The organism is Myxosarcina sp. GI1 (genome assembly GCF_000756305.1).
Classification (GTDB): Bacteria; Cyanobacteriota; Cyanobacteriia; order Cyanobacteriales; family Xenococcaceae; genus Myxosarcina.
Genome location: NZ_JRFE01000016.1, coordinates 274662 through 281131 on the forward strand (window position 1 = coordinate 274662; position 6470 = coordinate 281131).

Here is a 6470-nt window from a genome sequence, read left to right on the forward strand (position 1 = left end):
ATGTATTACGACTTAATTCTAACCTCGGCTGGTGGCAAACCCCTAAGCTATAACAACTAAGCTTATTACTCGTTTCACTTATTCGCTATCTTAATTTACTAAAAAGGATTAACTATGTCTCAAATTAAAGTTTTATTAGTTGAAGATTCTGCTGTTGCCATGAGCATTTACGAAAACATGCTCGCTTCTTCTCCCCATATTGAGGTGGTAGGCAAAGCAGCAAATGGTAAAGAAGGAATGGCTTTAATTCCTCAAGTTAAGCCCGATGTAATTTGTACTGACTTACAAATGCCCCAAATGGATGGTTATGAATTTATCAAACAGGTAATGGCAGCATATCCCGTACCTATTCTAGTTTTAAGCAACGCCGTCCAAAAAACTGATGTTGATAATATTTATGCAGCTATGAAGGCAGGGGCAGTAGATATAATGGCTAAACCCGCAGGTAATAATGACTCCGAAGCTGTTCAAAAAGAGTTGATTACCAAAATTAGAGTACTAGCTACTAAAAAAGTATCTGCCAAACCGCTTTCATAATTAATTGCAACGATCGCTAAGTTTGCCAGCCAGAAAAAATGGATGATGGCAGCTACAAACTAATTAAGTTGTCATTTCCTGTAGTTAGATACAAATAATTAATGATCGAATTACCAATTAAAGTTTTATTGGTTGAAGATTCTCCAGTAGCTCTAAGTATATTGCAAAAAATACTTAAATCTTCTTCAGATATAGAGGTTGTCGGTACTGCAACTAATGGCGAGAAAGCATTGGAATTGATTCCCCAACTTCAGCCTAGAGTCATTTGTACCGACCTGTATATGAAAAAAATGGATGGTTTGGAATTTACCAAGCAGGTAATGTCAAAACATCCCCGTCCAATTTTAGTAATTAGCAATGCTGTAGCGGAACAAGATAGCGATAACGTTTTCCAACTTTTACAGGCAGGCGCGATCGATGTGTTTCCCAAGCCAACTACAGGTTTAATTTCTGACTACGAAAAAATTGGAACTAAGCTAGTTAATAAACTGAAGCTCATTGCCGGGGTCAAAGTTTTTACCAAGCGATCGATGCTTATTAGTGCGCCAACGCTGCCATCTATACTCGTTAGAGAAACAACTTCTGCTAAAACTGAATATCAAAGCACTACACGAATTAAAGCGATCGCCATTGGTGCTTCTACTGGTGGACCTCAAGCTTTACAAAAAATCTTGGCTTTACTACCTAAAAATCTATTTGTTCCAGTGTTTTGTACCCAGCACATTAGTCCTGGTTTCTTAAAAGGACTTGTTGACTGGTTGGCAGTCAAATGTCAGCTACCGCTAAAAATTGCTGTAGCGGGGCAATATCCCAACCCTGGAACTGTCTACTTCGCACCAGAAGGCAATCATTTAGAGCTAAATTCTGGTGGTAAATTTGTTTGTTCCGATCGAAGCAAAGTTGACGGTCACTGCCCTTCTGTTACCGCTAATTTTAAATCTGTAGCCCAATATTATGGCAAACATGCGGTAGGCATTTTACTAACTGGCATGGGTCGAGATGGTGCAGCAGGAATGCAGGCAATAAGTCAGGCAGGAGGTACAACTATCGCCCAAGATGAAAAAACCTGTATTGTTTTTGGCATGCCCAAAGAAGCGATCGCTTTAAATGCGGCACAATATGTTTTGCCTCTCCCAAAAATTGCGCCTTTTTTATTAGACAAGGTTTTAAAAAATAGTTAATAAATATCTCTTTTACACTCTAGCTTACCAATGATTTCTAGTACAGAATTTGCGTTAACTAATTTGTTCGATCTCTTTGTGACTTCGATATGTCAATATACGGGATTGGTTGTAAAACCCGAAGATCGCCATAAGGTAGCTAGAGGTCTTTTACAAAGGGTCGTAATGTTAAACTTCAAAACTCCAGAAGCATACTATCAGTATTTAGTCCCCAAGTCTTTTAAAAATAATTTTGAATGGCATCAAATAATTAGTTTTATAACTAATAACGAAAGCTATTTTTTTCGCGATCGTTCTCAAATAGAGCTTTTAAAAACTATTGTTTTACCAGAAATAATCAGCCGCAATCAAAAAGATAAAAAGCTGCGAATTTGTAGCGCAGGATGCTCTACTGGTGAAGAACCTTATACCTTAGCAATTGTTTTAAAAGAATTGCTACCTAACCATAAGCAATGGAATTGTAAAATTTTAGGTATAGATATTGACGAACTAGCATTGCAAAAAGCTAGATCGGGCATATATCCTGAATGGTCTTTTAGAGGGGTAGAAAGAGAGATAAAGCAAAAATATTTTCATAAAAATAATCAGAGTTATTACCTCAATTCCGAGTTTAAAAATATGGTTGATTTTTCTCAAGTAAATCTGGTGGAAGACAATTTTAGTCAACCCAGGCTTAATTTAAGAAACATCGATCTATTAATCTGTCGTAACGTATTTATTTACTTTAATAACGATGCAATCGCCAAGGTAATAAACAAATTTTATGATAGTCTAGAACCTCTGGGATATTTAGTTACTGGACATACAGAAATTGCTATTCAAAACGTTAGTAAATTTCATATTCGAGTATTTAAAGAATCAATTGTCTATCAACGTCCTCAAACTGAAACCAAAGCAAGCGTGCATTCTAATAGTGCCGAATCTACAAAAAAAGCCAACTTTGAACTAACAAAAATAAATAGCGATCGAAACAATAATTTGTTTACGAGACAATCTCTAAATTCAAAACCTAAAATAAATAGCGGAAATCATAATTGTTCGACAACTAATCTCGCTTCTAAAACGACCGATATTAAAGCTATACTTCAAAAAACCAATTGTTCGATCCAACAAAAAAAATACGAGCTGGCTCTTACTGAATTAGAAAAAGTTATTGCTCTAGAGCCAAACAATATAGAAGCCTATAACCAAATAGCAAAAATTAGCGTCGAGCTTCGCGAGCATACTAAAGCCATAGAATATTGTCAGAAAATTTTACAAATAGAGCCTTTAGCAGTTTTTCCTCATTATCTGCTCGCTCAAATTGAAGAAGAAAAAGGAAATATAGTAGCAGCTAAAATGCTATTAAAGAAAGTCATTTATTTAGAGCCACTGTATGCAAATGCTTATTTAGATTTAAGCCAAATCTATCAAATTGAAGGAGATCGCCAGCGAGCCAAAGAAATGCAGCAGGCGGGTTTGAAGATTTTGAAAAAAACATCTGCCAAAAGTGAAGTTGAAAATAATAATTAAAATTATAAATAAACAATAGTTTTTATTAGAAATCAAGTAAAAAAGTATCAACTCTAAATCAAAAATTGATGTTTTTAGTCGATCTGCTTTACAAAATATAATACAAAGATATTTTAATTCAGCTTCAATTTTCGATTTTGGTGTTTGCCGTTGAATAAGTATATTCTCTGATGTTTAACAAAGTTTATTCACACCTAACATTGTGTGATCTCAAACATTGTAAATTAAAGACTCTACAAATAAAATAAAGCGGCATAATATCATTAACTAATTTTTATGAATTATAAGTAGTTTACTTGGTTGTCTGAGAGGTTTTCTGAAAAGTTCGATCGATTACATTAATGTCCCCTAAATCCACGGCACTTAATGAGGCGACGCAGGTTCGTCTCCCATGCCTCCACAAGACAAGCGACCCTGCTGATTTTTCGTCAGCGAAGGAACGCGCGAATTGGAAGGTTATGGGAGCAAGCCAAGTATTAGAATGTCAAAAAAAATAACTTCTCAAGTGTCCTCTAAAATACCAAGTTACTAAATTAACACTTAAAGCTGGCATCAAATGTCTTTACACAAAGTCAGACATTAGTATCTCATTAGATCGAATGGCAACACTCTATTACAATACAAACTTTTGCTCTTATTAAAAGACTTAAATAAATAACGAAATAATACATTTACTCCAACGAAATTGTGGCGGTCGAAGATTTAAATACATTTTTTATGAATAGCAATTTAACTGTATATATTAATAAAAGTGAGACTAGTGCATACTGCTTTAAAATACTTCAGTCGAAAAACATGCTGCTCTCAAAAAAAATATTATGATGAATCTCATCAGTTTATTGCAAAATAAAAAGTCAACGCCAAATTTAGCTAATAAACTCCGTTTTGCCTCAGTAACTCTACCTATTTTAGTAATTTTTATAGGCTTAATTGTTATTGTCGGTTGGAGCTTCGATCTGCCTAATCTAAAAAGTGTTTTGTCAGGTCGGGTAACTATGAAAGTTAGCACCGCGCTAGGCTTTATTATAAGTAGCATTTCTATTTTGCTTTGGCATTGGCAACAAACTAATCCCTCGCACCAGACTAAAAACAATAAAAATTCTTCAGTTTCTGTTTACCTGTATTTGTTGCCATGTTTATTAATTGTATTTACGCTTTTAACCTTATTTGAATATGGTTTTCAGGTAGATTTAAATACTGATTGGCTTTCTTTTCCCGAGAATTCTAATGCCGTAGATGCAGTCGTTCGTGGCAGAATGTCTCCTAATACGGCTTTGTGTTTTTTCTGGATTAATGGCGCGATTTTGCTCTTAATAAACAGATATTATCTTGCTCTACAGTTATTAGCAGTTACTGTTATAGCGATCGCACTAACATCGATAGTCGGTCATGTTTACGATCTTTCCTGGTTTTATGGGTTGAACTCTGGAACGGGAATGGCTATTCATACCGCCATTAGTTTTATGCTACTTGGTGTTGCTTTGTTGGCAACTCATGCAGACAAGAAATTAATGAGAGTTATTACTATTGATGAAGCAGGGGGTCTGATGGCGCGATGGTTGCTTCCATTGGTGACTGCCGTGCCACTATTTTTTGGCTGGTTTTTTTGGTCGAAATTTATCGAAAATAACATTGCCTTTGAAACCAGAATTGCCCTGAGAACTATAGTAGAAATTATAATTCTAGATGGCATAGTTCTTTGGACTGCTAATAAATTAAATCAAATCGATCGCCAGAGACATAAGTTAGATCGAGAACTCAAAGAAAACGAACAGCAATTGCGTTTGGCTTTCGATCGCGCCGTAATTGGCAAAGCATTAGCATCAATAGATGGAAGATTTATTAAAGTCAATCCCGCTTTTTGCAAATTACTTGGTTATAACGAATCCGAATTATTACAACTATCAATTCAGGATATTACTTACCTTGAAGATTTTAGTATTAATTCAAATTACAACCAAGAGTTATTAGCAAATAAGCTCGATTCCTATCAAATCGAAAAACGTTATGTTCATAAATCTGGTCGTATAGTTTGGGTTTCTCTTGGTGTTTCTTTAGTAAGAGACGAGATAAATAGACCTAAATATTTCGTCGGTCAAATGCAGGATATTACCGAACGCGTACAAGCTGAAACAGAAATTGTGCAACTTAACGAAGAGCTAGAAGCTAGAGTCAAACAACGGACTAGCGAACTAGAAACTGCCAATCAGTCCCTTAAATTAGAAATTGTCGAGCGTCAAAAGACTGAAGATGCTTTACGTTCTAGCATGGCAACCAATCGAGCTTTATTAAATGCCATTCCCGATTGGATGTTTCGCTTGAACAACGCAGGTACATTAATTAATTTTCAAGCTCCTAGAAATACTCGTATTCCCTCATTTTATAAAAAAATTACGGGCAAGAAATTGGATGAAGTATTGCCTAAAGAAGTAGCCACAGTATTGATGAATGGAATTAAAACAGCATTGGGTAGCAACAAAGTTCAAGTTTGTGAATATCAATTAAAAAGAAAAACTAAAATTAAAGATTATGAAGCTCGCATTGCTGTTAGCGGTTGCCAGGAAGTGATGGCAATCGTGCGTGATATTACCCAACGCAAACAGGTAGAAAAAAATATTCTTACCTCACTAGAGCGAGAAAAGAAACTCAACGAACTCAAAACACGTTTTGTGACTACCACCTCTCATGAGTTTCGCACTCCCCTAGCTTCAATTTTGTCTTCTTCTGAGTTACTCGAACACTACGGTCATAAGTGGACTGATAACAAGAAATTAAACCATTTACATCGCATTCAAACCTCAGTCAAACACATGACTGGTTTATTAAACGATGTCTTGCTACTTGGTAAAGCTGATGCGGGTAAATTAGTGCTAAATCCTGCCAAGTTCGATTTACATCAATTTTGTCAAGAATTGATAGAAGAAATAGCATTAATTTCCCCAACTCATCAAATTATCTTTAGTCAGGATGGTTGTTTAAGTAATGAAAAGCAGTTGGCTGTTGATAATGAAGTTTCAGTACCTGCTGCTGAAACTTCAGCGTTTGTTTGTATGGATGAAAAATTACTACGTCATATTCTTACTAATTTGCTTTCTAATGCCATTAAGTATTCACCTGATAGTGACAAAGTGTATTTAGATGTCACCTGCGAAACCAAACGAACCGTATTCTGCATTCGAGATACGGGGATTGGTATTCCAGCAGAAGAACAAGAGTGTCTATTTGATTCTTTTCATCGCT

4 protein-coding genes are annotated in these 6470 nt (G+C 35.5%); all 4 read left to right on the forward strand.

The features are described from left to right. Nucleotides 1-114: 114 nt before the first annotated feature. Nucleotides 115-537: a response regulator gene (locus tag KV40_RS12860; RefSeq protein ID WP_036481858.1), complete on the forward strand. Its 423-nt coding sequence runs from the start codon at nt 115-117 to the stop codon at nt 535-537. A 101-nt stretch (nt 538-638) separates the two neighbouring features. Beyond that, nucleotides 639-1718 carry a chemotaxis-specific protein-glutamate methyltransferase CheB gene (gene cheB, locus KV40_RS12865; RefSeq protein WP_036481861.1) on the forward strand — a complete coding sequence of 360 codons (1080 nt, stop codon included), beginning with the start codon at nt 639-641 and terminating at the stop codon, nt 1716-1718. A gap of 30 nt (nt 1719-1748) precedes the next feature. After that, entirely contained in the window at nt 1749-3230 is a 1482-nt protein-coding gene (locus KV40_RS32140) for a protein-glutamate O-methyltransferase CheR (RefSeq protein ID WP_052055606.1), read from the forward strand. Nucleotides 3231-4048: 818 nt separating this feature from the next. Further along, the coding region (locus tag KV40_RS32145) for a PAS domain-containing sensor histidine kinase (protein WP_156114025.1) at nt 4049-6470 on the forward strand (2422 nt) is incomplete at its 3' end.

Excerpts from the sequence above, each read along its gene's own strand:
- KV40_RS12860 (WP_036481858.1), top strand. The coding sequence starts at position 115 with ATGTCTCAAATTAAAGTTTTATTAGTTGAAGATTCTGCTGTTGCCATG.
- cheB (WP_036481861.1), top strand. The coding sequence starts at position 639 with ATGATCGAATTACCAATTAAAGTTTTATTGGTTGAAGATTCTCCAGTA.
- KV40_RS32140 (WP_052055606.1), top strand. The coding sequence starts at position 1,749 with ATGATTTCTAGTACAGAATTTGCGTTAACTAATTTGTTCGATCTCTTT.